This is a genomic window from Hyphomonas atlantica corrig., from assembly GCF_000682715.1.
GTDB lineage: Bacteria > Pseudomonadota > Alphaproteobacteria > Caulobacterales > Hyphomonadaceae > Hyphomonas > Hyphomonas atlantica.
Window position 1 is genome coordinate 131,207 of the sequence record NZ_AWFH01000001.1, and the last position, 24,088, is coordinate 155,294.

27 protein-coding genes and 1 other RNA gene are annotated in these 24,088 nt (G+C 61.6%); 11 read left to right on the forward strand and 17 right to left on the reverse strand.

Annotated features, from left to right (window positions below; genetic code table 11):
- Positions 1-31: 31 nt before the first annotated feature.
- The 5 genes from HY36_RS00675 to HY36_RS17515 form a co-directional block, all read right to left on the reverse strand.
- Positions 32-2,764, reverse strand: coding sequence for a glycoside hydrolase family 3 C-terminal domain-containing protein (locus HY36_RS00675; RefSeq protein ID WP_241764104.1), 2,733 nt, complete (start codon positions 2,762-2,764; stop codon positions 32-34).
- Positions 2,765-2,886: 122 nt separating this feature from the next.
- Positions 2,887-3,324, reverse strand: a complete 438-nt coding sequence (locus tag HY36_RS00680) for an EVE domain-containing protein (protein ID WP_035546921.1) — start codon at positions 3,322-3,324, stop codon at positions 2,887-2,889.
- Positions 3,325-3,351: 27 nt separating this feature from the next.
- Positions 3,352-4,185 carry a heme-dependent oxidative N-demethylase family protein gene (locus HY36_RS00685; protein ID WP_051602367.1) on the reverse strand — a complete coding sequence of 278 codons (834 nt, stop codon included), beginning with the start codon at positions 4,183-4,185 and terminating at the stop codon, positions 3,352-3,354.
- 9 nt (positions 4,186-4,194) lie between these two features.
- Complete coding sequence (locus HY36_RS00690) at positions 4,195-4,755, reverse strand: class I SAM-dependent methyltransferase (RefSeq protein WP_241764105.1); 561 nt, start codon at positions 4,753-4,755, stop codon at positions 4,195-4,197.
- A gap of 62 nt (positions 4,756-4,817) precedes the next feature.
- Positions 4,818-5,537: a hypothetical protein gene (locus HY36_RS17515; RefSeq protein WP_051602368.1), complete on the reverse strand. Its 720-nt coding sequence runs from the start codon at positions 5,535-5,537 to the stop codon at positions 4,818-4,820.
- Between the two features lie 228 nt (positions 5,538-5,765).
- Between HY36_RS17515 and HY36_RS00700 the strand changes: the two genes are divergently transcribed.
- A complete protein-coding gene (locus tag HY36_RS00700) occupies positions 5,766-6,668 on the forward strand; it encodes a DMT family transporter (protein ID WP_035546927.1) in 903 nt (300 codons plus the stop codon).
- Positions 6,668-7,417, forward strand: coding sequence for a peptidoglycan recognition protein family protein (locus HY36_RS00705; RefSeq protein ID WP_035546931.1), 750 nt, complete (start codon positions 6,668-6,670; stop codon positions 7,415-7,417). The genes HY36_RS00700 and HY36_RS00705 overlap by 1 nt, the downstream gene beginning before the upstream one ends.
- Here the strand turns inward: HY36_RS00705 and HY36_RS00710 are convergent.
- The gene (locus tag HY36_RS00710; RefSeq protein ID WP_035548130.1) at positions 7,396-8,340 is read right to left on the reverse strand and encodes a YhjD/YihY/BrkB family envelope integrity protein; all 945 of its coding nucleotides are present in this window, start codon (positions 8,338-8,340) and stop codon (positions 7,396-7,398) included. The two genes, HY36_RS00705 and HY36_RS00710, sit on opposite strands and share 22 nt — an antisense overlap.
- 106 nt (positions 8,341-8,446) lie before the next feature.
- Between HY36_RS00710 and HY36_RS18700 the strand changes: the two genes are divergently transcribed.
- Complete coding sequence (locus HY36_RS18700; RefSeq protein ID WP_241764106.1) at positions 8,447-9,040, forward strand: low molecular weight protein tyrosine phosphatase family protein; 594 nt, start codon at positions 8,447-8,449, stop codon at positions 9,038-9,040.
- 15 nt (positions 9,041-9,055) lie between these two features.
- On the opposite strand, the gene HY36_RS00720 is transcribed toward HY36_RS18700, so the two are convergent.
- Together HY36_RS00720 and HY36_RS00725 are read right to left on the reverse strand one after the other, a co-directional pair.
- Positions 9,056-10,234, reverse strand: a complete 1,179-nt coding sequence (locus tag HY36_RS00720; RefSeq protein WP_035546935.1) for an acyl-CoA dehydrogenase family protein — start codon at positions 10,232-10,234, stop codon at positions 9,056-9,058.
- 59 nt (positions 10,235-10,293) lie between these two features.
- Positions 10,294-11,817: an amidohydrolase family protein gene (locus HY36_RS00725; protein WP_035546939.1), complete on the reverse strand. Its 1,524-nt coding sequence runs from the start codon at positions 11,815-11,817 to the stop codon at positions 10,294-10,296.
- A 68-nt stretch (positions 11,818-11,885) separates the two neighbouring features.
- Here HY36_RS00725 and HY36_RS00730 point away from each other — a divergent pair, with 68 nt between their 5' ends.
- Positions 11,886-12,542 (forward strand): TetR/AcrR family transcriptional regulator, encoded by a 657-nt coding sequence (locus HY36_RS00730; protein WP_206741131.1) that lies wholly within the window; start codon positions 11,886-11,888, stop codon positions 12,540-12,542.
- A 68-nt stretch (positions 12,543-12,610) separates the two neighbouring features.
- On the forward strand, positions 12,611-13,426 hold the full coding sequence (locus HY36_RS00735) for an enoyl-CoA hydratase/isomerase family protein (protein WP_035546941.1): 816 nt from the start codon (positions 12,611-12,613) through the stop codon (positions 13,424-13,426).
- A gap of 27 nt (positions 13,427-13,453) precedes the next feature.
- Here HY36_RS00735 and HY36_RS00740 read toward each other — a convergent pair whose 3' ends face one another.
- On the reverse strand, positions 13,454-14,338 hold the full coding sequence (locus HY36_RS00740) for a LysR family transcriptional regulator (protein WP_035546944.1): 885 nt from the start codon (positions 14,336-14,338) through the stop codon (positions 13,454-13,456).
- Positions 14,339-14,405: 67 nt separating this feature from the next.
- Positions 14,406-14,606: a hypothetical protein gene (locus HY36_RS18625; protein WP_035546947.1), complete on the reverse strand. Its 201-nt coding sequence runs from the start codon at positions 14,604-14,606 to the stop codon at positions 14,406-14,408.
- Here HY36_RS18625 and HY36_RS00750 point away from each other — a divergent pair.
- The gene (locus tag HY36_RS00750) at positions 14,605-15,450 is read left to right on the forward strand and encodes an alpha/beta fold hydrolase (RefSeq protein ID WP_035546951.1); all 846 of its coding nucleotides are present in this window, start codon (positions 14,605-14,607) and stop codon (positions 15,448-15,450) included. The two genes, HY36_RS18625 and HY36_RS00750, sit on opposite strands and share 2 nt — an antisense overlap.
- A gap of 68 nt (positions 15,451-15,518) precedes the next feature.
- Positions 15,519-15,892, forward strand: an RNA gene (rnpB, locus tag HY36_RS17610) — RNase P RNA component class A.
- A 200-nt stretch (positions 15,893-16,092) separates the two neighbouring features.
- Here the strand turns inward: rnpB and HY36_RS00755 are convergent.
- The gene (locus HY36_RS00755) at positions 16,093-16,440 is read right to left on the reverse strand and encodes a DUF1428 domain-containing protein (protein WP_035546954.1); all 348 of its coding nucleotides are present in this window, start codon (positions 16,438-16,440) and stop codon (positions 16,093-16,095) included.
- A 194-nt stretch (positions 16,441-16,634) separates the two neighbouring features.
- Between HY36_RS00755 and HY36_RS00760 the strand changes: the two genes are divergently transcribed.
- Positions 16,635-17,027, forward strand: coding sequence for a hypothetical protein (locus HY36_RS00760; protein WP_035546958.1), 393 nt, complete (start codon positions 16,635-16,637; stop codon positions 17,025-17,027).
- 67 nt (positions 17,028-17,094) lie between these two features.
- On the opposite strand, the gene HY36_RS00765 is transcribed toward HY36_RS00760, so the two are convergent.
- The 4 genes from HY36_RS00765 to HY36_RS00780 form a co-directional block, all read right to left on the reverse strand.
- Positions 17,095-17,757 carry a DUF2959 domain-containing protein gene (locus tag HY36_RS00765; RefSeq protein ID WP_035546962.1) on the reverse strand — a complete coding sequence of 221 codons (663 nt, stop codon included), beginning with the start codon at positions 17,755-17,757 and terminating at the stop codon, positions 17,095-17,097.
- Between the two features lie 90 nt (positions 17,758-17,847).
- On the reverse strand, positions 17,848-18,870 hold the full coding sequence (locus HY36_RS00770; RefSeq protein WP_035546964.1) for a threonine aldolase family protein: 1,023 nt from the start codon (positions 18,868-18,870) through the stop codon (positions 17,848-17,850).
- Complete coding sequence (locus tag HY36_RS00775; protein WP_035546967.1) at positions 18,870-19,622, reverse strand: SDR family oxidoreductase; 753 nt, start codon at positions 19,620-19,622, stop codon at positions 18,870-18,872. The genes HY36_RS00770 and HY36_RS00775 overlap by 1 nt, the downstream gene beginning before the upstream one ends.
- Positions 19,619-20,608 (reverse strand): calcium/sodium antiporter, encoded by a 990-nt coding sequence (locus HY36_RS00780; RefSeq protein WP_035546972.1) that lies wholly within the window; start codon positions 20,606-20,608, stop codon positions 19,619-19,621. Before HY36_RS00780 ends, HY36_RS00775 begins: the two co-directional genes overlap by 4 nt.
- A gap of 265 nt (positions 20,609-20,873) precedes the next feature.
- Here HY36_RS00780 and HY36_RS00785 point away from each other — a divergent pair, with 265 nt between their 5' ends.
- Positions 20,874-21,347, forward strand: a complete 474-nt coding sequence (locus HY36_RS00785) for an NUDIX domain-containing protein (protein WP_035546977.1) — start codon at positions 20,874-20,876, stop codon at positions 21,345-21,347.
- A 368-nt stretch (positions 21,348-21,715) separates the two neighbouring features.
- Here HY36_RS00785 and HY36_RS00790 read toward each other — a convergent pair whose 3' ends face one another.
- On the reverse strand, positions 21,716-22,372 hold the full coding sequence (locus HY36_RS00790) for a CDP-alcohol phosphatidyltransferase family protein (protein ID WP_035546979.1): 657 nt from the start codon (positions 22,370-22,372) through the stop codon (positions 21,716-21,718).
- A gap of 67 nt (positions 22,373-22,439) precedes the next feature.
- Entirely contained in the window at positions 22,440-23,372 is a 933-nt protein-coding gene (locus tag HY36_RS00795; protein WP_035546983.1) for an Hsp33 family molecular chaperone HslO, read from the reverse strand.
- Positions 23,373-23,500: 128 nt separating this feature from the next.
- On the opposite strand from HY36_RS00795, the gene yidD reads away from it, so the two are divergent.
- Both yidD and HY36_RS00805 read left to right on the forward strand, forming a co-directional pair.
- On the forward strand, positions 23,501-23,872 hold the full coding sequence (yidD, locus tag HY36_RS18630; RefSeq protein WP_206741132.1) for a membrane protein insertion efficiency factor YidD: 372 nt from the start codon (positions 23,501-23,503) through the stop codon (positions 23,870-23,872).
- A complete protein-coding gene (locus HY36_RS00805; protein WP_035546986.1) occupies positions 23,869-24,078 on the forward strand; it encodes a hypothetical protein in 210 nt (69 codons plus the stop codon). Before yidD ends, HY36_RS00805 begins: the two co-directional genes overlap by 4 nt.
- The last annotated feature ends 10 nt before the right edge of the window (positions 24,079-24,088 follow it).

Sequence of the window (24,088 nt, forward strand, 5' to 3'; positions counted from 1 at the left end):
CAGGCCCTTTCCGGATAGAATTGGGTGTCGCCTATTCGGCGGATGTGAACGTCACTTCAGCTGTCAGGGCATCTTCATCGCTCACGAAGCCAGGCTGGCCGGCACCAATTGAGAGAATTGCCGTGCTGCCTTCTGGCGTCACCGGATTGCCGTCGGTGTCGTAATAGCCGATCCGGTCTGGCGAGAGATCGAACTGAATCTCCGCGCTCTCGCCCGGTGCCAGCTCCACCACGTCAAAGGCGACCAGTTCAATGCGCGGTACACCCTCATGCGCGCGGTCCTGATGCTGGATGTAGGCCTGCACCACTTCCTTGCCCGCCATGTCGCCGGAATTCGTCACCGTTGCGCTGACCGTCAGCGGCTCGGACGCATCATGCGTGTCCGGCACCGACAAGCCACCATAGGTGAAGTCGGTGTAGGACAGGCCATGCCCGAACGCGTAGAGCGGCTCACCCTCAAAGTATTTGTAGGTCCGGTTCGCCATCGAATAATCGAGGAAGTCCGGCAAATCGTCGACTGACTTGTAGAACGTTACCGGCAAACGGCCAGACGGCGAGAAATCGCCCCAGAGCAATTCGGCGATTGCCTTGCCGGCCTGCTCGCCCGGATAGAAGGCCTGCACGATGGCCGGCAGGTTCTCATCTTCCCAGTTCAGCGCTATGGCGGAGCCTGAGAAGTTCACCATCACGACCGGCTTGCCCGTGGCGTGGAGTTTCTTCAGCAGCTTTTCCTGGCTTTCCGGCAGCTTGATGTGCGTACGGTCACCACCAAGGAAGCCGTCCAGCTCCACGCCCATCTCCTCGCCTTCCAGATTGGCATCGATGCCGCCGAAGAACAGGATCACATCCGCGCCTTCGGTTGCCGCCAGGGCTTCGGCTTCAAGATCGCGCGAAACATCCGTCCAGTTGAGATAGGCATACTTGTCCAGCTGATCGCGCGGCCAGCCACTGTCGAACTTCAGCACCATGCGGACAGCGTAGGATTCGCCGGCCTGCATCTCGACATTGTCCATCTCGCCGACGGTTTCGCCATTGATGGTCACCTCGGTCCAGCGTGAGGGCTGGAAGCGATAGACACCATCCGTCTCCGGAACGATCACACCTTCCCAGGTTGCGCTGAACTCATCATTCAGACCGCCCGTGCTGGGCGTACGATCCCAGTAGAAATCGATGTTCGATTCGACCTGCTCCAGCGTCGGTGCGCCTTCGAGCTCCTTGTTGTCGTAATAGGCCGCCTTCACGCCGGACACGAGATTGCCATCCGCGTCTTCGTGGAAGAGCACCGATGCTGGCACAGGCTTGTAGTCCGAGTAATTGTCGCCAGCGATGGTAGATCCCACCGCATAGGTGACATTCTCTTCGCCGATCTTTGCCTTGATGCCCTCCAGCGCCGTGACGGGCTGCGTCGGGCGACCATAATAATTGGCAACCAGCGTCCACCAATTGTCGGCATTCGGACCAATCACGGCAACTTTTGTATCCGCTGCAAGGGGCAGAATGCCATCATTCTTCAGCAGGACGAGGGACTGACGCGCAGCATCTGCAGACAAGTTGATGTGCGGCTCACTGGCCACGACCTCGTGCGGTGTCTGCGCCCAGTGCACATCGGCAGGGTCATCATACATGCCAAGGCGGAACAGGGCGGTGTAAAGCCGCTCAACCGACTGGTCGATGGTCGCCTCATCGATCAGGCCTTGCGCCACGGCGTCTGGCAGGGCGTCCATCTTGTTGCCTTCGCCATCACCACAATTGAGGTCCGTGCCCATCTTCACGGCGAGCGCGGCCGCTTCGGCGCGTGTGTTCACATAATCATGTGCCGCATACGGCGCTTCACCCGCTGCATGCTTTTCCTCATCATAGTAGAAGTCACCAATCGCGCCGCAATCAGAGACGACATAGCCGTCAAACTTCAGCTCATCGCGCAACAGGTCGACCATCAGGCGTTCACTGCCACAGGCTGGTGCGCCCCAGACAGCATTGTACGCGCACATGACAGAGCCGACATCGGTCTCATCGAACGCCATCTTGAAGGCCGGCAGATAGGTTTCCCAGAGGTCGGCATCAGATGCGTGATAGTCATCGCGGTGGCGCGACGGCTCCGGCCCGGAATGCACAGCGTAATGCTTCACGGTCGCGATCGCCTTCAGGTATTTCTCGTCATCGCCCTGAATGCCGCTGATGAAATTCACGGCCATGCGGCCTGTCAGGAACGGATCTTCCCCATAGGTCTCCTGTCCCCTGCCCCAGCGCGGATCGCGGAAGATGTTGATGTTCGGAGACCAGAAGGTCAGGCCGCCATACATGGCGTAGACATCTTCAGAGGCGTAATAGTGATGCTTGGCGCGACCCTCATCAGAGATGACGGTGGCCACATCCAGCATCAGGTCTTCATCCCAGGTGGCTGCCATGCCGATGGCCTGTGGGAAAACCGTGGCGTGGCCTGCGCGCGCGACGCCGTGCAGCGCCTCGTTCCACCAATTATACTCATGTATGCCAAGGCGCGGAATGGCAGCGGCCTTGTCATACATCTGGCTGGCTTTTTCCTCCAGCGTCATGCGGCTGACGAGGTCTTTCGCCCGCGCTTCCGGGCTGAGGGAGGCGTCCATATAGGGCGGAATCTGTGGCGTCGCCTCGACCGGCGCTTCGACAAGGTCTGCCTGGGCTTCCTCGGCCGGGGCCGTCGCGCAGCCCGCAAGCAATGCGACAGAGGCCACAGCACCTAATAGGTTGAATTTGTTGAGTATTCCATGCCGACGCATAGCCATGCCGTTCTCCCTGTGACGTTTCTCACGGGGCGAAATGGATCAAAACGCCCCTTATCGATGCGCATTGTTGCACGCTAACATTTTTTGCGCCAGACGCTTTTTCGAGCTTTTTTCAAGCGGCCTCAAACGGGCTTCAGCGTCTTGGGGTCCAGACCGCCCATGCGGCAGACCTCTTTCCACTCATTCGCCTTCACCGGCTGCACCGACAGGCGGAACGAGGTCACAAGGCTCATATCTTCCAGCTTCGGATTGGCCTTCACATCCTTCAGCTTCACAGGCTTGGGCATGTCGGCCAACGCCTTGACGTGTACGCAGTCCCAGCGCGGATCATCGGTCGTGGAATCCGGCGCGCTCTCGGCGCAGATCTCCACCACGCCAACCACTTCCAGCCCCTTGTTTGAATGATAGAAGAAAGCGCGGTCGCCGATCTTCATGTCGCGCATGAAATTGCGGGCCTGGTAATTGCGGATGCCGTTCCACTCTTCGCCCTCATCGCCCTTGGCCTTTTGCTCGTCCCAGCTCCAGGCGTCGGGTTCGGATTTGAACAGCCAGTATTTCATCGGTCCTGCCTCGTCTTTTCTGTCACATCAGGAACTAACGGGATTCCGGGCAGCGTCCAGTGCTGCGCCGATCAGCCGGTCATACAGCTGCCAGCCCTTGTAGCGATACATGTCAGGATCAACCCGCGCCCACGCATCGGCAAAGGCGTCGATATGGCCCGGCGTGGCCAGCGCGGCCCGCAGCGGATCATTCACCACGCGAATGGTGAACAGCACCGCGCCTGTCTCCGGCATCTTGCGGATCGTCTGGCGCTCCACCCGAAGATGAAGCTGGTCCAGCGCATCCGCCTCGGCCATCTCCGCCGCCATTTCCTTCAGGGGCGCAGAGCTGGGCGTGAACCGCGCCTTGCCCGGCTGGACCGACCAATTGCACCGCTCAAGGATGAAATCCGGGCGCAGGCCGTCAAAGATGCGTGAGATGCGCTTTGCCAGTCCGGGATCGCCGCCGGGCACCGGGCTGTGCAGGCCGCCGAGCGGCTGCTCGAACTTTTCAGACAAGCGCCAATAGGTCGGCGCGCACAGGCTGGCGGCTCTCAATCGCCATAGCCCGTCTTCGCTGCGGATCATCACGCAGAGATCATCTGACACGGTGGAAGATGCCGCCTCCAGCGCCGTGGGCCAGTCATCGCGCGCAGGGCCGGCCACGGCCAGCACGGCCTCCGCCACTTCTGCCATCTCCGCATCCGCATCGCGCGCCGCGAACACGGCATCGCGCTGCTCCCGCATCAGGGCGCGTTTTTCGGTGAGCCATGACCCGGCCTCTGTATCCGGCAGCAACCAGGCTTCCGGCGCGATTGGCTTCAGCCCCGGCGCAATGCCGGGTGGACCATCCAGGAAAGGCAGGTAGGGAGGCTGTCGCACGCCCGTGTTCTACACCGCGACGGCGCTGCCCCAGCTGACAAAGCCAGCAATCTTGGGCGTCGATGGCAGATACATGGTTTCAGCTTCGTCCAGTCGGAACCCCGCCGTCGCCAGCATGGCCTCAGTATCGCGCGTCAGGTGACAGCCGCCCGCCAGGGGCTTCCAGATCGGCTCGATCCGGCGCTGCCATTTCGCGACGCCTTCATCTGGCGCGAGACCGTGTTCAGAGAACAGGATCTTCCCGCCGGGCTTCAGCACACGGCGGACTTCCTTCAGCGCCGCTTCCCAATCCGGGATGGTGCAGAGCACAAAGGTGATCACGACTGTGTCGATCGAATTGTCTTCGAGCGGAATGGATTCCGCGCCGGTCTGGAGAAAGTCAATATGGTGTCCAATGCCAAGGCTGCCAGCGGCTCGCCGCGCCTTGTCCAGCATAACTTCGGATGGCTCCAGCGCGTAAAGATGGTCAATCTTGCTGGCATCATACAGCGCGAAATTCGTGCCGGACCCTGACCCGATCTCCAGAACGCGGCCGCTTGCCTGCGGCACCACCTTCTCACGCTGCTTCATGATCGGCTTCGTCTGGCAAGCGCACGAGACCAGGTGCGGGACAACGTAACGGTCCCACGGGTTCACTGGGAAGACTCCTGCGTCGAGCTGTAACCCGGATAGCGCTGTTTCTGGATCAACACCTTCGTCGCTTCGCTGGGGCGCGCAATCAATGCGTCCTGAGAGATGTTCACCACATACTCGAACCCGTCGCCCATCGGCTGGTAGGTGGCTGAGCCGTATTGCGCATCAATGCCAAACCGCCCGCCCTGCTCCTGTGCCATGCGGTGCACGTCGAAGCCGGGATTGGCGGCCAGCGCGATTCCATTCGTCGTCGCCTCGGTCACCGCTTCCGGCGTGAACCGGCGCGACAGGCGGCCTTCGATGAAGTCGAGGCGGTAGATCGAGTCATAGCCAAGCATATTGGCCATGGGTTTGAACTTGATCACCTGCGCGCCGATTTCGAATTCATTGCCACGCAGGATCGGCTGGGCGCCATTCTCTTCAAGCAGCTTGCGGCCATCCGAGAAGGTCAGGTCCAGCACATAGGCGTTCTCTTCGCCTTCAACGGCTTCAAACTTGATGTTCGCTGCATAGCGTTCCTTGGTCAGGCGCTGATAAGTCTGCAGATTCAAGCCCGCAAAGGCCACGACGCCCGCCAGCGCCAGAAATGCGACCCCGAAGGTCAGCCGGAACGCCCCGGAACCCGCTTTCAGTTTTGCCAGTTTTCCGAAGCCCGCAAACAGCAGCATCAGGCCAATCACGGCCGCGATTGCTGGCAATATCCACCAGATCAGTCCCATTCAACCACACCTCCTGATAACAGGTCCGGATCGGCCCCGCCTTCCACCTGCCAATGACTATAACAGCTTCTTAACGTTTGTTTAGCGCATCGCGCAGCCTTCCGTTCCCTCGCAGTCCCCACCTGACTGAAAGCTGAACATGGTCATTTTTGAAGCAGTCGAAAACGACGCAAAGGAAAGTTCTATTTCCCCTGCCCAGTCCGGATAAATCCTGCTAACGCCCAGAATATGTCATTTCGCGATTTCGTCCTTCTCTTTGCCGTCTGCCTCGTCTGGGGCCTAAATATCGTCTTCACACGCTGGGTCGTCGCCGATGTCGGCGTGCCGCCCATCTTCTTTGCGGCCACGCGTTTTGCAGGCGTCGCCGCGCTACTGGTCATGTTCCTGAGGCCGAAGCCTGAAGACCTGAAAATGCTGTTTCTCATCGCCATGTTCATCGGCGCGGTGCATTTCTCCCTGTTGTTTATCGGCCTGCAGAGCGCAGAGGCGTCCGCAGCGTCCATCACAGGACAGCTCGGCGCGCCCTTCTCGACCCTGATGAGCATGGCGTTCCTTGGCGAAAAGATTGGTTGGCGCAGGGGGCTCGGCATCATGCTGTCCTTTGCGGGCGTCGTGCTGATCGCCTTTGATCCGTCCAGTTTCTCAATCTCGATCGGCCTCATCTACATCGTCGTTGCGGCCTTTGTGGGCTCGGTGGGCGGAATCCTGATGAAGCGGCTCCCCCCGATCAAGGCGCTTCGCCTGCAGGCCTGGGTTGGCCTGTTCAGCTTTGCACCGCTCTTCATCACGTCCGGCCTGCTGGAGACTGGTCAGCTGGAATCCGTTATGCGCGGCGGCTGGCAATTCGGGCTTGCCTGGCTGTTCGCTGTGGTCGGCGTGTCGATCTTCGGGCATGGCGGGTTCTATTCTCTCATCAAGAAGTACGACATATCCCTCCTGACCCCATTGACCCTGATGACGCCAATCTGGGGTGTGGTCTTCGGCATCATCCTGCTGAACGAGCCGATTTCCGCCCGGCTGGTGCTCGGATCGGTCATTTCGCTGAGCGGTGTGCTCGTCATCGCAGTCCGCCAGAACAAGACCCTGCCGGACGCGGCCATTATCAAGAAGCTCGGCTCCGGAGGCAGCTGATGCAGATCGAACACGTCGCCAGCCCGAACTTCAACGAGCGCAAGCACCCGCTCGACATGCTGGTGCTGCACTATACCGGCATGGCGACGGGGGAAGACGCGCTGGAGCGCATGTGCGATTCGAAGGCAGAAGTCTCTGCGCACTACATGGTCTGGGAAGATGGCCGCATCACGCAGCTCGTCGAAGAGGACAAGCGCGCCTGGCATGCAGGCGTCGCCAGCTGGCAGGGACAGCAGGATCTGAACTCCCGCTCCATCGGCATAGAGATCGTCAATGGCGGGCATGATTTCCGCGCGCCGGATGGCGGCCTGCCGCCCTATCCCCGACCGCAGATCCATGCCGTGCTGGATCTCGTCCACGACATTCTCGGCCGCCATGCCATCCCCGCCACGCGCATTCTCGGCCATTCCGACATCGCCCCCCTGCGCAAGCAGGATCCCGGCGAACACTTCCCGTGGGAGCGCCTCGCCCGCGCCGGCATCAGCCTCTGGCCGGATTTCGACGGCACGACGAAGGAGGTCATCGGCAAGGGGCTCGAACGCGGCGCGTCCGGCTCCAGCGTCTGGCGTCTCCAGACCATGCTGTCAGAAATCGGCTATGGCTTCGACGTGACAGACATCTATGGCGAGACCTGCGAGAACGTGGTCACCGCCTTCCAGCGCCGCTGGCTGCCAGAACAAGTCACCGGTCAGGCGGATTTGACCACGCTGCGCCGCATCGGCGTCATTCACGCATTGTTTGCGGCCTGATCAGCTGGCGCATCGAGGTCTTCCTCGTCTAGCTCCGCAATCACCTCTTCCCGTTGCATGCGTGCAGCCCACTCAACCGCCAATGCCGCGCCGAACAAGAGCGATGACACCGAAACCGACAGCCAGATGAAGCCGAGGATGACCGAGGCCAGCGCGCCATAGAATGTGTCGAGCGAACTGAACTTCAGGTAGAGGTGATACCCCCAGGTTGCGACCAGCCAGGCCAGAGCGCCTGCCGCCGCGCCCATCGCCTTGGCCCGGTTGCCGGAGATACGCCCATGCAGGGACAGGGCGATGATCAGGTAAAAGACTGCGAAACAGGCGAGCCCCTTCCCCAGCCACAGCGTTGAGGCAATGTCAGAAATCGTCTGCGCCACATCATAGGCAATGTAACCATCACGCTCGGTGATCAGGGACAGGATCAGCTGCAACGCGCCCAGGATCCAGACGGACAGGATGAGCAGAGCGGTCATCAGGATCGAAACGCCCTGAAAGCGGATAATCCGTGTCCGTCGCTCACTGCCCGCCACCATGCGGATACCGGTGATGGCCGCCTTCGCCCCGGAGCTGGCCGTGTAGAACACGACGATCACTGCCAGCAACGCCCGGAAGGTGACGCCCTGCGGCGTGGACTCATGGATCACGTCGAGATCAGCCTTGCTCAGCGGCGCAACCGCCGACACCAGAACCTGGTCCACCGTATCGCCCAACTGGCGGCTGAGATCCGCCGGCAACAGCGCGAACAGCAAGGTCAGCGTCAGATAGACAATCGGAAAGATGGAGAACAGCGCGTAAAAGCTGATGCCCCCGGTCACGATCCGCACTTCCGGCTTGGACAGGCGGACAATGGCGCACCAGAGCGGCGCAAACACCCAATGCCGGATCGGCGCGGGCACTGGCAGGGATTTGATCCAGTTCAGCATGCGGCCTCCTTCGCGACGCTTTCTATATGGGGCAATTTGCCGGCCGCTCCCAGCCTGCATGGGAGATTTCGCCTGCCCATCTTGCCGAAATGCCCTGTTCCGGGCTATGACGCGCCTATTCCTCGTATTGCCGCGGCTGCTGACCCGCACAATCGAGGACAAGCAAATGACACACCCCGAAAACCGGGCTGCGCGACGCGTGGCCGCTCGCAAGCATGGCGACCGCAAGCGCGCGCCGACCCATCGTGGCTTTGAGGAAAAGAACTGGAAACTGCTGTATCTGCGGCATAACAAGCTGCATCGTGCACGCCAGCTCGGAAAAATCTGGCCGCCAAAGGAATGGAAGAAACTGATGGCAGACATCGAACCGGTCAACGTGCTCTTCATCTGCTCGAAGAACCAATGGCGCAGCCCCACGGGCGAGGCCGTTTTCGCGCGCGTGGACGGCGTGGCCACCCGGTCTGCCGGCACGGCGAAGTCCGCCCGTCGGCAGGTTTCAGTGGGCGATATCCGCTGGGCTGACGTGATCCTTGTCATGGAAGACAAGCATGCCAACCGCCTGCGCGCAGACTTCCGCCAGGAGGTCGCCTACAAGCGGCTGCACGTGCTCGATATTCCGGACGATTATCAGTATATGGACGAAGACCTCATCGACCTGATCCGAGACAAATCAGAGCCGCTGATCTTCCCGAATGGCTGAGGGCGCGCGCCGTGCTCACACCATTCCGGCTTCGGTCGGCAGGTCCAGCAGCAAACGGCCGGTCAGCTCCCATGTCGCAGGCGCCGTCACAATGTGCTGCGTCATGGCGTGGGAGTCCCGGAACCGGCGCTGAAGGTCAGAGGCTTCAAACAGGGCCGCGCCGCCGCCAAGGTCATACAGCGCGCGGCAGATATCCGCGCCGGTGCGCGTCATGTGCGTACACGCCATGCGCAGAGCCGCCCGGCGCTCCACCGGAATGCCCTCGCCGGGCTTCACGTCACGCGCCACACTCCAGGTCTCGTCCAGCTCTGCCATCATGTAGGCGCGGGCGGCCCGCCATTTCGCTTCGGCCTCCGCAAACGCGGCCTGAATGGTCTGGCGCTCGGCCAGCGTCTTCTTGCTGCCCTGGCTTTTCTTTCCGGCGGCCAGCTCCTTGAACGCATCAAGGCTGGCCCGCGCATTGCCCATCGCCACCGCCGACACGCCCAGTGACAACAAGCCAAAGGGCGGGAACGTATAGAGCGGCCCGGTCTCGTGCGGCGTATCCGTGACCAGGGACACTGAGCGCGCCTTCGGCACAAAAATACCGTCCACGGACAGGTCACCGCTGCCCGTCCCCTTCAGGCCCATGACATGCCAGGTATCGTGCAGCGTCGCATCGCTTGCCGGGAAGACCATCATCCGCTGGTCCGGCGCGCCGGAGGGCAGCCGCTTCATCTCACCATTCTCGAACACCATGCAGCCCCCGGCCAGCCAGCTGCAATTGGCCGATCCGGAGCCCCACTGCCAACGGCCGGTGACGCGATAGCCATCGCCTTCCACCTCGGCCCGGCCCATCGGCGCGAACACGCCGCCTGTGATCGTCATCGGCGAGGCATAGATCTCCGCCGCCATGTCCGGCGCCATGTAGGCCGCATTCATGGACGTCGTGCAGGCGATCATGGAACACCATCCCGCGCTCGCATTGGCCCGCGCGATTCGCTCCACGCCCTCAACGAATTCCCGCGCCGACAGCTCCAGCCCGCCATAGGTTTTTGGCGTCATCATGCGGAACGCCCCGGCCCGCGCCATCTTTTCCGCAAGGTCTGCTGGCAGGCGGCGCACCTCTTCCATCTCGGCGGCCCGCTCGGCCAATTCCGGTGCCAGCGCGCCCAGCGCTGCCATCATCGAGTCGTAACTTTCAATATCGAACATAGGGACAGCTATACCAGCCGCCCTTGTTCTGCACAGCCCTGACGTTGGGCGATGGGACCCTAGAATTGCTCCAGCGGAACCTTCCGGCTCTCATCATTGGCGGCTTTCACCGACTCCAGCAGCCCGTCCAGCGCGGCGCGATCCAGACGGCGGCCATCCAACACGACCATGTCGATCTCCTGCGTCGCGGCAATGTCCTCAAGGGGATTGTCGCGCAGCAGAACAAGATCTGCCTCTCGCCCGGCTTGGATACGCCCGGCATTCGTGCCCATATAGTCAGACGGCACGGACGTTGCCGACGCCAGGATTTGCGCCGGGCTCATCCCGGCCTCCTGCAGTGCGAGGAATTCCTCATGCAGGGAGAAGCCCGGCACACGCACCGGCACATTGGCATCCGTCCCCGCCATGATCGGTACACCCGCCTCACGGAATGTGTCGAACAGGATGTGCTGCGCTTCGGCATAGGCCTGCCAATAGATCCGGCTGCGGGCCTTGCGATCATCATCCCACTGGTCAGGCCAGCGATAGATGTTCACCTCCGGCATCCACCCCATCCCGCGCGAGGTAATCACCGTGCCTTCGGCAATGCCGGGGTTCTCGTAGGCGAGCTCCGCGGCATCGAGTTCCGTGTGCAAGTCCAGCTTCTGGCGCTGGAAACTGTCAACCAGTTCCATCGTGGAGGTCACGGAGATGCCATGTTCGATCATGCGGCCTGCCACCTCGTCGCTCCGCTCCCGGACATATTCGAGGAAGGCCTCCGCCTCGTCAGGTCCGTACCCGCCAAACTCCCGGTCCAGAGCCTTCACGAACTCTTCAACATGCGCCACTTCGCTCTGGTTCGACGCCCAGAGGTCATTCAGACCGACGGCAATCGGCAAATGCCCGACCAGTTTGATGCCCTGCGCGCGGGTCGCCTCGCTCATCGCCTCATAGCCGGCCTTGTCGAGATAGCTGCTCGACTTCAGCGCGTCATATCCCTTGGCCGCGAAATCCTTCACGGCATCGTGCACTTGGTCGTCCGTACGCACGATGGTTTTGCGCTGGGTCCAGCCGACAAAGGCGCCCTCCATCGGTCCGAAGGTCGCAAATTGCGGCGCGACAGCGAAGATGTCCGGCCCGATCCGGCCGTCTTCAATCTCCGCCCGCCAGCGCAGATTGACCGGCACCGTGTTCATGTCGCGCACCTGTGTCACGCCATTGGCGACATATACCAGAAGGTCATTCTCGCTTTGCCAGAGATGGATATGGGAATCCGTCAGGCCGGGGATCAGATAGCGCCCCTGCCCGTCGACCGTCTCCAGCCCCGCCGGCACGGAATCTGCGGGCATGACAGACCGGATCAGGCCTGCATCCACCACGACCGCCTGCCCCGGCACGAAGGCATCCCCCTCCGGCGACAGCACGTTCACATCCACCAGCGCATAGGCATCCGGCCCCGGTGGCGGCAGGTCAGGCTCGGCCACTTTGACAAAGGCCCCATACATCCGGTTCAGCTCGCGATCGATGAAGACATAGGTCGACACCATGCCCACGAGAGCAATCGCGCAAAGCGCCAGACCAATTCGAACAATCCATTTCAACATCACAGACCCATCTATCTTGTCACTGTCTAGATTTTCCTTTAGTCAAAACATCTAGACAGTGTCAAGTTATGAATTATGGTAAGCACATGACCGCATCAAAGACCGCTTCGCGCCGCGCCTCGAAAGACCGCTACCATCATGGCGACCTGAAAATGGCGCTCTTGCGCGCTGCTGAGGCAGAGCTGGCGGAGAATGGCATCGAATCCTTCTCCCTGCGTGCTGTTGCCAAACGGGCCGGCGTCAGCCACGGCGCACCCGCGCACCATTTCAAGGATGCGAAAGGCCTGCTCACCGCCCTGGCCGCCTCTGGATTCCGGCGACTGGTCGAAGCGCAGGAGATCCGCCAGGCTGAGGCAGGCGGCGACGCGCATGCGCAGCAGATCGCGGCAGGCCTCGGCTATATCGACTTCGCGCTGGAAAACCCGGCCCTGTTCCGATTGATGTTCACGTCGGAGAAACCTGACCGCACCGTGCCGGATCTGGGAGACGCCTCCATCGCCGCTTACGAAAAGCTGCAATCCGGTGTGCGCAGCGTTGTCGGAGAGAACCCGCCGGATGATCCGGGCGCGATGAAACTCATCATGGCGTCCTGGGCGACGGCGCACGGGCTGGCCGACCTCATCGTTTCCGGCCGGGCCGAACGCCCCCTGAATTTCAGCAATCTCTCCAAGAAAGAGCGCGATGCCCTGTTGTCAGAAATGATGGGTCGGCAGCTGCTCTCCTGACGCATGGTTGACTTCACGCCGCTCGCCGCCTGATCCTGCCTCCAACAAGACACCGGACGGGAGGGAACATGCCGGACTCACCAATTACAGAACGCTTCAGCGACTTCATCACGCTGGAGCGCGCAGGCCGCCTCGTCACCGTCACCTATGACCGCGGCGACGGGCTGAACGCACTCTCCGTTCAGGGCATGACCGAACTTCGCGATGTTGCCCGCGCGCTGGCCGATGACGATACGAGCTCTGCCATTGTGCTGACCGGCGCGGCCGTCTTTTCCGCCGGCGCAGACCTGAAAGACCCTGACCGCAAGGACCGGGGCGAGATGACCCTGCTGGAACAACGCAGCGCCTTGAAGCTCGGCCCGGACATGTGCCAGGCCTGGGCCGATCTTGAACAGGTGACCGTGGCCGCCATTGAAGGCTTCTGCATTGGCGGCGGCCTTGCCCTTGTCGCCGCCTGCGACCATCGCATCTGTGCGGATACGGCCTATTTTCGCCTGCCGGAAGTGCCGCTCGGCATGAATATGAGCTGGCGGTCCGTGCCGCGCCTTGTTGCGCTGATGGGGCCGTCGCGCGCGAAACAGCTGATCATGCTGGGTCGCAAGCTGACCGCGCAGACCGCGCTGGACTGGGGCCTTGTGGACGAAATGACCCCGCCCGGCAAAGCGCTCAGCACCGCGACAGACCTTGCCCGTGATTATGCCGCCCTGCCCCCGATCGCGCTGCGCATGACGAAACAGGCCATCGACACAGCCGCCCAGCCACTGGCCCACGCGACCAGCTATATGGACCGCGACCAGTTCCTGCTGACCAGCCAGTCCCATGACCAGGCCGAAGCCATCCGCGCCTTCCTCGAAAAACGCACCCCCGATTTCGCCGGCGACTGACGCATGACTGGCGCGCCCTCGTCCGTGTCAGGCCTCGATCGGCGCAAGCGCCTCTTTCAGGGCAGCAATGAACAAATGCACCTTGGGCGGAACGAGCCGATTGGTCGGATAGACAGCCCAGATATCCACCGGAACAGGATGGACAGACTCGCATGCCATGGCGACGAGGCGTCCGGCCTCCAGATCATCCCGCACGCTCCAGCCTGACAGGATCGCCACGCCCATCCCGTCAAGACAAGCCTGATGCAGGGCTTCCAGCGTGTTTGACGTCAGTCGGCCTGATACCCGCTGACGGAAACCGCCTTCAGGCCCGGTAAATTTCCAGTGCGTTGTCCCCGTCAGGACAAGACATTCATGTCTTGCCAGACCATCGACCGTCTGCACCCGGCCATGGCGGGCAATATAGTCGGGCGAAGCGCACAGGACACGCGGACTGTCCGCCAGCCTGCGCGCCACCAATGTGCTGTCGTGCAGGTTCGCGATCCGAATGGCTAGGTCCAGTCCATTCGCCACAATGTCGATCAGGCTGTCCGTGAGCAGTAGGTCCACACGCAGGTTCGGATGAGCCGCCAGAAAACCGGGCAACATGGGCGATATCACTTTCCGTCCGAATGGCGCGGACGCGGTCACGCGCAGCAATCCGGTCGCGTTGGCCGAAGCCGGGGCGACAGAAGCACGGGCATGCGCCTCACCTTCAAGCATCGCCTGCGCATGAGGCAGGAACGCCTCGCCTTCCGCTGTTAGCGACAGAGCCCGCGTGGTCCGATGGATCAACCGAACACTCAGTTCGTCTTCCAGGGATGACAGCCGGCGCGAGGCGATCATCGGAGAAATGCCCAGATGCCGCGCCGCAGACGCCAGGCTGCCGCGATCATGCGCCAGAACGAAGACGGCTACATCCCCAAGATGCATTATATCGGAATCCTATATGCCAGCCTATCACATTATCAGACTACAGCGTGTCGCATTTGCAAACTAGTTAGTCGCTCGCCAGCCAGTTTCCCGCGAGGTGATCGAACATGCCCCATTCCAAACAGTCCACTGCCGGAATTTCGCGCCGCGATGCCCTGTCCGGCGGCGCCGCGATCAGCGGGGCAGCGCTCACCGCTCCCCTCGCCATGACGTCCGGCTGCCAGACCCCCGCGCATTCCGCCCCACCCGTCACAGGAGATACAGTCATGACCACCGAGTCCTTTGCAACCGCTAAAGATGGTACACGGATTTTCTTCAAGGATTGGGGCCCACACGATGCCCAGCCGATCATGTTTCATCATGGCTGGCCGCTGTCCTCCGACGATTGGGACGCCCAGATGCTCTATTTCGTCAACAAGGGCTATCGCGTCGTCGCGCATGACCGCCGGGGCCATGGCCGATCCGATCAGGTCAGTAGCGGACATGACATGGACCATTATGCCAGTGACGCCTTTGCCGTCGTTGAGCATCTGGACCTGAAGAATGCGATCCATATCGGCCATTCAACCGGCGGAGGCGAGGTGGCTCGCTATGTCGCGAAACATGGCGTGCCCAGCGGGCGCGTGGCGAAGGCCGTGCTGGTGGCCGCCGTGCCGCCCCTGATGCTGAAGACCCCGGCCAATCCGGATGGATTGCCGCTGGACGTGTTTGACGGCTTCCGGGCCGCATTGGCCGCCAATCGCGCGCAATTCTTCCGAGATGTGCCCTCCGGTCCCTTCTACGGTTTCAACCGGGACAGCGCAGCCCCGCAGGAGGGCGTGATCCAGAATTGGTGGCGCCAGGGCATGATGGGCAGCGCCAAGGCCCATTATGAAGGCATCAAGGCCTTTTCCGAGACCGACCAGACTGAAGATCTCAAGGCGATGACCGTGCCGACGCTCGTCCTGCATGGCGATGACGACCAGATCGTTCCCATTGCCAACTCGGCCCTGAGGGCGGTCGAACTACTGCCCAATGGCACACTCAAGGTCTATCCCGGCCTGTCGCACGGCATGCTGACGGTCAATGCCGACATCCTCAATCCGGATCTGCTGGCCTTCATCAACGCCTAATCGACCGACCCGGCGCAGCTTCCCCGACTGGCGCCGGGCCGCGTTTGCCCTTATATACCGCTCCTTGACCAGACGGCCGGGCAGCCGCTGGTGCGCGGGTAACTGTGCACTGGAGGAAAGTCCGGGCTCCAGGGAAACAGGGCGACGGCTAATGGCCGCCCGGCGCGAGCCGAGGGAAAGTGCCACAGAAAGCAAACCGCCGCTTCTTCATGGAGCGGTAAGGGTGAAAGGGTGGGGTAAGAGCCCACCGCGGGACTGGCGACAGGACCGGCACGGTAAACCCCGCCCGGAGCAAGACCGAATAGGGGGCGCGCATGGGCCGTTTTCCGCCCGCGCCCCGGGTGTGTCGCGTGAGGTGCCTGGCAACAGGCATCCCAGAGGAATGGCTGCCAGACCTGAGCAATCAGGCGAACAGAACCCGGCTTACAGGCCGTCTGGTCTTTTTCCCCGGTCGCGCAAAGCGCGACAATTCGATCGAGGATCGAGTTGAGGGGAAAAAGGCCCGCAGCGTAAGCAAGGGCTACACCCCGGTGACGCTTCGCGTCATCATTCGATCGAGGATCGAATGCAGGAAGAAAAGGCCTGAAGCGCAAGCGAAGGCTGCTGCCCATACCGCAAGGCGGCAGCTTGGACATTTCGCCCCTAAGCCTCCAGCATCGCCTCGAACCCGCCATGAATCAGCCGCGAGCCATCAAACGGCATGGACATGCCCTGCATGCGTTCGTCTGCTTCCATCTTCGCCCAAGCCGCATCCCGCACCTCTTTCGAGGGCCAGGTCACGAAGGACAGGACAATGCCCTCCCCCTCCTCGCGCGCGACGGCCAAATGCATGGACGTCTTCTTGCCCTCCGGCACATCGACGCCCCAGCATTCCATCACGCTCAGCGCGCCAAGCTCTTTCATCATGCCCGACATCATCTTCGCCTGTTCCAGATAGGCCGCCTTGTTCGCCACTGGCACCGCCGCCAGAAACCCATCGACAAATGTCATCTCATTTCCTCCTCAAGGCGCACCCCGGCACCACGGACGACACCATAGCGCAACATCTGGCGACAGGCGACGATTGTGTCGTTCACCGGTCCATACACGCCTTGTCCCCCTGAATTCCGGTCGCATCCTGCAGCGCGCATTGATCCGGACAGGAACTTTATCCCCCTCCTGAAAATCCGGTGTATCCTGACCGCATGACTGGCCTGCTTGCCCCTCCTGCGCAATTGCCACCGCACCTCCAGCGCTTTCGCGTCTGGATCTGGCTGCAGCTGGTCATGCTGCGCCTGTATGTCCGCGCTGTGAAAGGCGCGCGGGCATCTTTCCTGACCGGAATTGACAGGAACGGAAATGTCCACATCGTCGCGATTGGCGACACCCTGGCAGAGCGCCGCGCTGCGCCGTGGCGCTTCACGCCGTCAAAAGCGTTTCGCATGGCCATGTCCGAAGATGAGGATGTGGCAGTGGGGATCTGCTCGCCCCGTCCGAAGACGAAGCCCGGGATTGACTTCATGGTCCCCTCAATCCCGAATCCCGGGCTAAGCCGGAATGAGCAGAACACGGCAAATCTGCCCCTGCCAGAGACGTGACAGAAACGCGTGTTCTGAAATTCGGTTCCCGGAAAAGCGCCTTGATTGGCGTCAAACGTGCAGCTTGTTACACGGTTCCTGCCTGCATCTCCGCGATGAAGGCATCCGCCTCGGCAATCGAGCGCTCCATTTCGGCAATCAGGGCCGCCACATCGGTTTCAATGTCGCGCGTCTCATCCCCCAAGGCGGCAATCGCCCGGGCGTTCAGATTGTGTTTCAGGAACAGGACGCGATCCTTGAACACGGCCAGGACCGGATCCATCGAAGCCGCCGCCCGGTCCATCTTGTCGACCAGCACGGAATAGCGCTCTCGCGTGGCTTCCAGCTGGTCCGCCGAGGCGCGGCGCAGGCCGGGATCGGAATATTCTTCCAGCTCCTTGCGCCATTCCACGAACAGGTCGCGGGAGACGGCTTTCATGTCCTTGATCCGGTCACGCACCCGATCGGCCTTCGCTTCAGACCGTTCATAGGCCCGGTTCAGGGAGTCATAGGAGGCTTCGAGTTCGCCGCCATCGAAATTCACAACATCGCGGAACGCTGCCAGCGCATTGGTGAATTCCTGCTTGGCCTCCGCCTGCGCGTCCGATGCTTCGTTCACGCGCGACACCAGCAGATCCCGCTTCTGGTATCCGAACTGCTCCATCGCGCCATAATAGGCCGTCGAACAGGCAGAGAGTGTCGTGGTGGCGAAAACAGCGGCGAGCATGGCCGCGCGGATGCGATTGGACATGATGGACAAAAACCCCTTCCCGAAGATTCCAGCCGGCCCTCTTTGCCGTGCGTCGCCCCATCCGTCCAGTCCGGACAGGAAAAGCGGGGGTCAGGCGTCCAGAACGCTCAGGAAACGCTCGATCTTTGTGTCCTCGGTGGCCCAGGAACAGACGAAGCGCTGGCTGCCACCCATCCAGGGATAGAACACCGCGCCCGCCGCGCGCAGCGCCGTGACCTGATCGTCGGGCAGCATCGCGAAGACTTCATTGCCCTGCGGCTCGAACGCCAGAGACACACCGCGCGCCACCAGGCCATCGGCCAGCTTCCGGGCCATCCCGTTTGCCTGCGCCGCCAGATCCAGCCAGAGGCCGTCTGCCAGCATCGCCTCGGCCTGCGCGGAAAGGTACCGCATCTTGGGCGGCATGTGGCCGGACCGCTTCGCCCGCGCCTCCAGCTCGCGTTTCTTTTCCCGCGCCTTGCCGAACAACAGGATGATCTCGCACCCCATCGCCCCGGTCTTGGTCAGGCCGAAGGTCAGCACGTCCACGCCAGCTTGCCAGCTCATCTCCGCCGCGCTCGCTCCGGTTGAGACCAGTGCATTGCCCAGACGCGCGCCATCCAGATGCACGATCAAATCCGACGCATGCGCCCTGGCCGCATAATCCGTCACCTCTGCCACGCTATAGGCCGTACCGTTTTCGGTGAGGTTCGTCAGGGACAGGACATGCGCTGGGGTTTCATGCACGAAGTCATGATTGATGCGCGCCAGGGCCTCATCCAGCTGCGCAGGGCCGATCTTTCCATCCGGCCCGCGAAGCAGGTGCAGCTTGCCTCCGCCGGAAAAGAATTCCGGCGCGCCGCGCTCATCCACGGCGATATGGGCCCCGGCATGGCACAGCACTGCGCCAGTCGGCGGGCAGAAGCAGGACAAGGCCAGCGCATTCGACGCCGTGCCGGACGCCGTCAGCCAATAGTCGAAATCGTCTGTACCGAACACAGTCGCCAACTGGCCCCGCAAACATCTTGTCACCCGGTCATTGCCATAGCTCGACTCGAGGCCGGAATTCGCGGCGAGCACCGCTTCCAGCACTTTCGGATGCGCGGGCGCAGACGTGTCGGAGGAGAAATTCATCAGATCTGCGTGTCCGGTGTTTGCCACATCAGGTGCTGGCCGCCATCACTGGCGATCATCTGTCCGGTGACGCTGCTGGCTGAAACCAGGTATCGCAGCGCATTGACGATCTCGTCCGGGCTGGAGCCCTGCCCTGTCAGCGTGGCCGCGGTCTCGGCTGCAAACTCGTCTTCACTCTGATGTTTCGACTTCAGCGTCGGCCCCGGCCCGATGGCGTTGACGCGGATGTTTGGCGCCAGGGCCTGCGCCATGGTTTTCGTCGCCTGCCAGAGCGCGGCCTTGGACAGCGTGTAGGTGAAGAAATTCGGGGTCAGCTTCCAGACCCGCTGATCGATCAGATTGACGATCAGGCCCGGCGCACCTTTCGGCAGGGCATCCGCAAAGGTCTGGGCCAGATGGATCGGCGCGCGGAGGTTCGCATTCATGTGCTTGTCCCAGCTCTCCCGCGTATGGCTGGAGACCGTGTCCTCATCGAAGACCGAGGCCGAGTTCACAAGCAGGGATACGGGCTGTCCGACTTTCTCCGCAGCGTGCAGGATCAGCTCGGCGGTGGCCACCTCATCCGACAAGTCAGCCTGCATTGTGACGGCGTCCCCGCCGGCCGAACGAATGGCCTTGGCGGTTTCCTCTGCGCCGTCAGCGGAGGAATTGTAGTGGACGATTACCTGCCAGCCATCAGCGCCCAGCGCTTCGGCCATGGCCCGGCCCAGCCGCGCCCCGGCGCCCGTGACCAGCGCCGCGCCCGGCTTCATGCCGGCGCGCTCTGGAACAGGCCGAGCAGGTTCACCCCGTGAATCAGGCCGTAGATATAGGCGGCATAGATCAGCAGCATCAACACTCCCATCAGGCGGCCAAGGCGCGCGCGCGTCAGGATGAACCCGCCGATCAGCAGCGCCGCAAAGGCCATGACCCAATGATCATATTGCGTGAAAGTCGGCGCAATCTCAATCGGCCCGAAGAGAGAGATGATTCCACCCGCTCCGAGAATGTTGAACACGTTGGAACCAAGCACATTGCCGATGGCCACTTCGCCATGCCGGCGCAGCGCCGCCGCGATGGCCGCGCCGATTTCAGGCAGGGAGGTTCCGAACGCCAGCAAGGTCAGGCCGATCCATTCCTGAGGCACGTGATAGAATTCGGCGATGCCCACACCGCCCGCGATGATCAGATGCGCGCCGAGGACGAGCCCCCCAATGCCGAGCACGATATAGGCCAGCGACCGGCCAAGGCTGAGCGGGTCGTGTTCCTCAATCTCAATGCCGGGATCTTCGCCCGACGCCACGGCCTTGCGCGCCATGTAGAAGGTGATGACACAATACGCCACGAGAATGGTCAGGAACAGGACGCCCCCCAGGAAGGTCAGCGGTCCCATCGCCGTCAGCAACATCCAGACAACCGTCGCTACCAGCATGGCCGTCAGCGCGCGTCCCTGCCCGTGACCGCCGGCCACGAACGGCATGATCAGCGCCGGGATGCCCAGCACCAGGAAGATGTTTGCAATGTTGGAGCCGACAATATTGCCCAGCGCGAGACCGGCCCGGTCTTCCAGCGCAGCATTCAGGGACACGACCATTTCCGGGGCCGATGTGCCGAACCCGACAATGAAGATACCCGCGATCAGCTTGGAGACGCCAAACCGTTCGGCCACGGCGACTGCGCCGCTTACCAGGAAATCCCCCGCAAACGCCAATATGACGAGCCCCCCGATCAGGGCGGCGATCAGGGAAAAATCAGGCATGCGCCGGGCTCGCTCCTAGTCGAGACGCTTGTATTCAATGAAGTTCAGGATGCCGAATACGATTACAATTGCGGCAATGGCAATCAGAGAGGGATGGATGATCATGGCGCCGTCTCGCTGTTGTTTTCTTGAGCATTTCCATGCTTTCGCACCGCTCTTAGCGTGCGTTGCCGGGCTTGGCGAGCCCGAATTCTCAGGAAGTTTGCATTCCCTTTGCGAGTTTTTTCACATTACACCTGTAATTCCCACGGCGTAAGGAGACCTCATGTCCTGGCTCAGAACCCGGCTTTTTCATGCCTATGCCCGCCTGCGCCGCCCCATGACGATGGGTGTGCGTGGACTGGTCGAGAATGAGGACGGGCATATCCTTCTGGTGCGCCATACCTACATTTCCGGCTGGCACATGCCCGGCGGCGGGGTCGAGCGGAACGAGCCCTGTGTCGAGGCGTTGCGGCGCGAAATCGAGGAAGAAGCGGGAATCCTGATGAATGGCGCGCCGGTACTGGCAGGCGTTTATTCCAACCACGCCTCATTCCCGAACGATCACGTCATGCTGTATCACGTGCCCCCAGGTATCTGGACACAAGGCAAGGCAACGGCGCTGGCCGAGATTGCGGAAATCCGCTGGTGCCCGCCTGATGATGTCCCTGACGGCACGACCAATGGCACACGGCTCAGGCTGGCAGAATTCTATCTGGGGCAGGCCCGGTCACCTTATTGGTCGGGCAAGGCCCTTTAACCGTCACGCCCCCGCCATTGCCAACAGCGCCGGTAGGCACAGGAAAGCCAGAGCGGCCAGCGCAACAATGACCAGGCGGGTCGTGGGGGAGAGCCGTGATCTCATGCACACCTTGTCGGCGCGGATTGAGTCTCAATGCGGGCAGATTGTCGGAAACTTCGTGGAATTGCAGTTCAGCGGAAAGATTCGCAGATTGAGGGAACCTTTGCTCGCGTCGCCTATTGCTTGATCGTGGTGGGATGGGAACGCAGAGCATTCCACTACAAGACGAGCCCCGTGTCGGAGCAGGGTCCCCCCTCTTCCCGCTCCGGACCGAGTGTGGAACGCTGGCTTTCTCCCCCTTGAGTCAGCGTTCCTTTTCTTTGGGTCTAGTCAGGTGAGCCCGATCCGGCAGCTTTCATGTATTGCCCAGCCGTCCACCAGGACAGCGCCGCTGCAACCCAGAGCAGGCCAACCACGGTCACAATCGCCACGATCGCCAGCACATCGGACCCCGTCGCCACGTCGCCATCAAGACTTGGGCGAAGCGTGGCCAGTGGCAGCATCAGGCCGATGATCGCCGCGAACTCGAATCCGGTTTTCCACTTTGCCAGATTGGACGGGACAATCGCGGAGCGCCCGCGCGGCGTTGCCCGGAACCATGTCATGAACACATCCCGCGCGATGATCATCGCTGCAGGCACATAAATCAGCCAGGATCTGAATTCGAGCGCGAGCCCGAACAGCGCTGCGGCAATCAGCAATTTGTCGGCAATCGGGTCCAGCCACACACCGAACCGGCTGTGCGCCTCCAGTTTCCGGGCCAGCCAGCCATCCAGGAAGTCGGTGATGGCTCCCGCGAGGAATGCCAGGAACGCAAACTGGTACCAGAGCTGTTGCAGGGTTGCCCGCCGAGACAATTCCTCTGGCGACAAGCCGGTCAGCGTCAGGTCCAGGCTGCCCGCCTGCCAGAAGCCGACCAGAACGAAACCGGCAAAGACGCAGCGGGCAATGGTCAGCGCATTGGGGAGCCATTTGAAAGTCATGGCTGCCACCTCTGCCAGTGCCCGCGCGCCTTCGCAATCACGAAACTGTGGAGGTTGCCCTCCCAGCCTAATTCGTATTGCCGGTCACATCCTCAATCGCGATGTCGTAGTGCCGGTTGCAGAACTGGCAATCGATGCCCAGCGTGCCATCCGCTTCGGTCATCTCTCGCAGGGAGTCATCCGGCATCTGTTTCAGCGTCTCGACCAGCCGTTCCTGATTGCAGGTACAACGGTCATCCAGCGCCTGCGGCGTTTCCATCGTGACGCCCTGTTCGTGGAACAAACGGTAGAGCAGCTGCTCCATCGGCAGGTCCGCATCGGCCAGCTCACCATCGGTCAGCGTTGCAAACAGGGCTTCGGCTTCGCGCCACGCCTCTTCGGTTTCACCGCGCGTTTCATCTGCTGCGATCCGCTGCACCATCATGCCGCCGGATACCCAGACCGGATTTCCATCCTTGCGGTCCAGCTCGGCGACGGACAGTTTCAGGCGCGTCGGAACTTGTTCTGACATGGCAAAATAGTCTTCTGCGCACTCGCTCAGCGTGCCCTTCGACAGCGGCACGATGCCCTGATAGGGCTGGATCGCCGGATTGTCCTGAATGATGATCAGGCCAAGCCGTCCGTTCGGGCCGAACAGCTGGGGCATGTGCGGGGCATCGCCCTTGTTCACCTTGTCCAGATGGGCCCAGGCCTCGGCATCGAATTTGGCATAGCCGCGCACACCGCCATCAGAGCGATACTCGCCGACCAGCATGGACACCGGGCCATCGCCTTCGGCCTGCACCAGAAGGCGCCCCTCGAATTTCAGGGACGCGCCGACCAGCGTCGCAAGCGTCACGGCTTCGCCAAGTATGCGGGCCAAATTCTTCGGATAGTCATGCCGATGCAGGATGCCCGACAGGCTGCCCTCGCCCATGCGAACGGCGCGCCCGCGAATGGGACGGTCCACGATCTGGAAGTTCGTGACGAAATCGGTGACGGCGTAGGTTGCGTCAGTCATGGGAGGACACCTCGAATTGGTGTCCCCATGTGGCAGCGCCCCGCCCCTATCGCAAGAGGCACGCCTGCGCGAGCCCGATCAGGCCGAACGGGAATTGACATTCCACCCAAGGAAGACATTATCTGAAAGTGGGGATTGGGGGACGGTACGACGTGCACATCAGTGAGATCGATCTCGATATTCCAGAGACCTTGCGCCCATCTACACTGAGGCGCCTGGGCGTCAAACCCGCACTTGATGCCAAAATCGATCAGGCGCCAAAATTGGGCCTGACCCATCGTGCGTTCCTGCCTGTTACGATGCTTCGCCTGTATCGGCGCGTGAGACCGGATTTCATTGGCAATCGCTGTGTGTTTGAGCCGAGTTGTTCCCGCTACAGCGAGCTGGCGTTTCGCACGAAGCCCTTTTTCACCGCCCTTCACCTAACCCTGAGGCGCCTTCACAAATGCAAGCCCGACCAAGGCGGCACCGACCTTTCAGACCTGGAGTTTCCTGAATGAAATATCGCATCCAACCCATCGGCAAAGAGTTTTCAGACAAGGCCGTGAAAGCGCTTGAGGACAAGCTCAACGCGGCGCACGAGAAGGGCTATAAATTCCACAGTGTGATGGAAGTGTCCCAGCCTGGCTGCGCTGGTTTTGGAGCACCCTCTATCACCTATCTGGCCATCTTCGAACAAGAGCACGAGCCAAGCACGTATACGTAAAGGCGCAGAA

Excerpts from the sequence above, each read along its gene's own strand:
- HY36_RS00675 (WP_241764104.1), bottom strand. The coding sequence starts at position 2,764 with ATGGCTATGCGTCGGCATGGAATACTCAACAAATTCAACCTATTAGGT.
- HY36_RS00680 (WP_035546921.1), bottom strand. The coding sequence starts at position 3,324 with ATGAAATACTGGCTGTTCAAATCCGAACCCGACGCCTGGAGCTGGGAC.
- HY36_RS00690 (WP_241764105.1), bottom strand. The coding sequence starts at position 4,755 with ATGAAGCAGCGTGAGAAGGTGGTGCCGCAGGCAAGCGGCCGCGTTCTG.
- HY36_RS17515 (WP_051602368.1), bottom strand. The coding sequence starts at position 5,537 with ATGGGACTGATCTGGTGGATATTGCCAGCAATCGCGGCCGTGATTGGC.
- HY36_RS00700 (WP_035546927.1), top strand. The coding sequence starts at position 5,766 with ATGTCATTTCGCGATTTCGTCCTTCTCTTTGCCGTCTGCCTCGTCTGG.
- HY36_RS00705 (WP_035546931.1), top strand. The coding sequence starts at position 6,668 with ATGCAGATCGAACACGTCGCCAGCCCGAACTTCAACGAGCGCAAGCAC.
- HY36_RS00710 (WP_035548130.1), bottom strand. The coding sequence starts at position 8,340 with ATGCTGAACTGGATCAAATCCCTGCCAGTGCCCGCGCCGATCCGGCAT.
- HY36_RS18700 (WP_241764106.1), top strand. The coding sequence starts at position 8,447 with ATGACGCGCCTATTCCTCGTATTGCCGCGGCTGCTGACCCGCACAATC.
- HY36_RS00720 (WP_035546935.1), bottom strand. The coding sequence starts at position 10,234 with ATGTTCGATATTGAAAGTTACGACTCGATGATGGCAGCGCTGGGCGCG.
- HY36_RS00725 (WP_035546939.1), bottom strand. The coding sequence starts at position 11,817 with ATGTTGAAATGGATTGTTCGAATTGGTCTGGCGCTTTGCGCGATTGCT.
- HY36_RS00730 (WP_206741131.1), top strand. The coding sequence starts at position 11,886 with ATGAATTATGGTAAGCACATGACCGCATCAAAGACCGCTTCGCGCCGC.
- HY36_RS00735 (WP_035546941.1), top strand. The coding sequence starts at position 12,611 with ATGCCGGACTCACCAATTACAGAACGCTTCAGCGACTTCATCACGCTG.
- HY36_RS00740 (WP_035546944.1), bottom strand. The coding sequence starts at position 14,338 with ATGCATCTTGGGGATGTAGCCGTCTTCGTTCTGGCGCATGATCGCGGC.
- HY36_RS00750 (WP_035546951.1), top strand. The coding sequence starts at position 14,605 with ATGACCACCGAGTCCTTTGCAACCGCTAAAGATGGTACACGGATTTTC.
- HY36_RS18625 (WP_035546947.1), bottom strand. The coding sequence starts at position 14,606 with ATGACTGTATCTCCTGTGACGGGTGGGGCGGAATGCGCGGGGGTCTGG.
- HY36_RS00755 (WP_035546954.1), bottom strand. The coding sequence starts at position 16,440 with ATGACATTTGTCGATGGGTTTCTGGCGGCGGTGCCAGTGGCGAACAAG.
- HY36_RS00760 (WP_035546958.1), top strand. The coding sequence starts at position 16,635 with ATGACTGGCCTGCTTGCCCCTCCTGCGCAATTGCCACCGCACCTCCAG.
- HY36_RS00765 (WP_035546962.1), bottom strand. The coding sequence starts at position 17,757 with ATGTCCAATCGCATCCGCGCGGCCATGCTCGCCGCTGTTTTCGCCACC.
- HY36_RS00770 (WP_035546964.1), bottom strand. The coding sequence starts at position 18,870 with ATGAATTTCTCCTCCGACACGTCTGCGCCCGCGCATCCGAAAGTGCTG.
- HY36_RS00775 (WP_035546967.1), bottom strand. The coding sequence starts at position 19,622 with ATGAAGCCGGGCGCGGCGCTGGTCACGGGCGCCGGGGCGCGGCTGGGC.
- HY36_RS00780 (WP_035546972.1), bottom strand. The coding sequence starts at position 20,608 with ATGCCTGATTTTTCCCTGATCGCCGCCCTGATCGGGGGGCTCGTCATA.
- HY36_RS00785 (WP_035546977.1), top strand. The coding sequence starts at position 20,874 with ATGTCCTGGCTCAGAACCCGGCTTTTTCATGCCTATGCCCGCCTGCGC.
- HY36_RS00790 (WP_035546979.1), bottom strand. The coding sequence starts at position 22,372 with ATGACTTTCAAATGGCTCCCCAATGCGCTGACCATTGCCCGCTGCGTC.
- HY36_RS00795 (WP_035546983.1), bottom strand. The coding sequence starts at position 23,372 with ATGACTGACGCAACCTACGCCGTCACCGATTTCGTCACGAACTTCCAG.
- HY36_RS00805 (WP_035546986.1), top strand. The coding sequence starts at position 23,869 with ATGAAATATCGCATCCAACCCATCGGCAAAGAGTTTTCAGACAAGGCC.